This window comes from Pseudoalteromonas sp. SR45-4 (genome assembly GCF_014163535.1).
In the GTDB taxonomy this organism is placed as follows: domain Bacteria; phylum Pseudomonadota; class Gammaproteobacteria; order Enterobacterales; family Alteromonadaceae; genus Pseudoalteromonas; species Pseudoalteromonas nigrifaciens.
In genome coordinates this window covers 1-1,942 of record NZ_JACJDO010000088.1, presented here as the reverse complement: position 1 = coordinate 1,942, position 1,942 = coordinate 1, and the positions used below count along the sequence as shown (strand labels likewise).

Sequence of the window (1,942 nt, the reverse complement as noted above, 5' to 3'; positions counted from 1 at the left end):
ACCCTGACTAAGGGGAAGATAATCTGAATGGCAAGGGCGTCACTGGCCAACGGTGGGGTCTGAAGGAAGCCATAAGAAGTTAGAGGTACACAACTAACCGTAACCTGTTTCGGCAGTATTGGTGGGTCAGCGTGCAAAATAGCGCAACGCCCTATACTTAGTCAGACCAATACTGTGCTTGAGGGTGGGATTTCTAACAGGGAGCCAGTGCAGTAACTGGGGAAGCCTGGCATCTAAACTTAGTGTAAATAAGTGGCCTAAACTCAAGGGGAAACCCAAGGTTTAACGTCGGTGTGAGGTGGCAGATGAACCCGTAGTAGTGAGTAAGGCTAGGCCGATGAAAGCCAGTAATGGTGTGGAGGACAAAACCAAGCCGACTATCAACAGAATGTTTGATAGGGTCAATTTTAATCAAAAGTTTTAATTGATTGCGAAGGGGGGAAGTATTCTTTAAGTGTATGAAAATCAGGAGTATCGACGTATAGGCTCACATGTATTTCGACGGAAATAGGCAAGAGATGACGGCTAAGCAGGAATGTGGACGCTGAGAACTGAAGGCCGAGCATGGGAGTAATGAGCGACCACTTAGGCAGATTGCCATTCGGCTAGCACACCTAATGTCCTCATGAAGAACACCACTATACATCAATGTGAAACGACAGACATACCGTAAGCAAAGGCAATTGATGACAGTTTACTACAGCTTGTATGGGCAATTATTAGATATTAATAACCTGTACAAGGGATTCAAAAAAGTGAAAGCAGCGAAAGGAGCCGCCGGAATAGATAGGCAGTCCATAGCCGCGTTCGCCTTGAATTTAGAAGAAAACTTGAAACAACTGCAAGGTGAACTGCAAAGCAAGCAGTATCGCGCACAGCCAGTCAAACGGATAGAAATACCGAAAGATGATGGTGGTGTGAGACTGCTGGGAATTCCAACAGTTCGCGACCGCATAGTACAACAAACACTATTGAACATTCTCCAACCGCTCTTCGACATCGACTTTCACCCATCAAGTTATGGGTACAGGCCGAAACGAAGTTGTCATGACGCCATCAGCAAAGCCACGGTATTTATTCGTAAATATCACCGTGAGTGGGTGGTTGATATGGATCTGTCGAAGTGTTTTGACCTACTCGATCACGACTTGATCATAAGCAGCGTCAAACGCAAAGTGACAGACGGTAGCATCTTAAAACTGCTCAAACAGTTTTTAAAAAGCGGAGTAATGATAGGCAATAATTGGGAAGCGAGTGAGCTAGGAAGTCCACAAGGTGGTGTTATCAGTCCATTGTTGGCGAATATCTACCTAGATGCATTTGATCAAGAAATGAAAAAGCGAAATCACAGAATAGTGAGGTACGCCGACGACATATTGATCTTATGCTGCACAGAAAAAGCAGCCAAGAATGCACTCACAGTAGCGACTCAGATACTCGAAAAAGGCTTAAAGTTAACAGTCAACCAAAAGAAAACGCACATAGCGCATAGTAGTGAAGGCGTAAAATTTTTGGGAGTGGAGATAGGCAGTAATTGGACGCGTATCCAAGCCACAAAACTCAAAGGCTTTAAACAAAGAGTTAAACGATTAACAAAGCGAAATAGTGGCATGAACTTAATTGAAGTAATAAAAAGACTCAATCCAGTGGTGCGCGGCTTTGTAAATTATTTCAGTATAGCCAATTGTAAACGAGTGCTAAATTTGTTGGCAAGGTGGGTGAGACGACGATTAAGGGCAATTCAGTTAAGGTTGTGGAAAAACCCAGCGAGGTTGCATAAGCGACTAAAACAATTAGGGAAAAAGCCGCCATTTAAGTTCATCAAAATGAACTCATGGCGAAACTCTCTAAGTCCATTATCGAATGTAGCGATGCCAAACCAATGGTTTGAGGAGCAAGGTTTATATTCAATGGAAAAAGTAAGTACAGGATGGCTTGCTCA

Annotated in this window: 1 protein-coding gene; it reads left to right on the top strand. The window is 43.6% G+C overall.

Going from position 1 to position 1,942, the window contains the following annotated elements; all coding sequences use genetic code 11:
* Positions 1–686 precede the first annotated feature (686 nt).
* The coding region (ltrA, locus tag H5058_RS18060; protein ID WP_182679370.1) for a group II intron reverse transcriptase/maturase at positions 687–1,942 on the top strand (1,256 nt) is incomplete at its 3' end.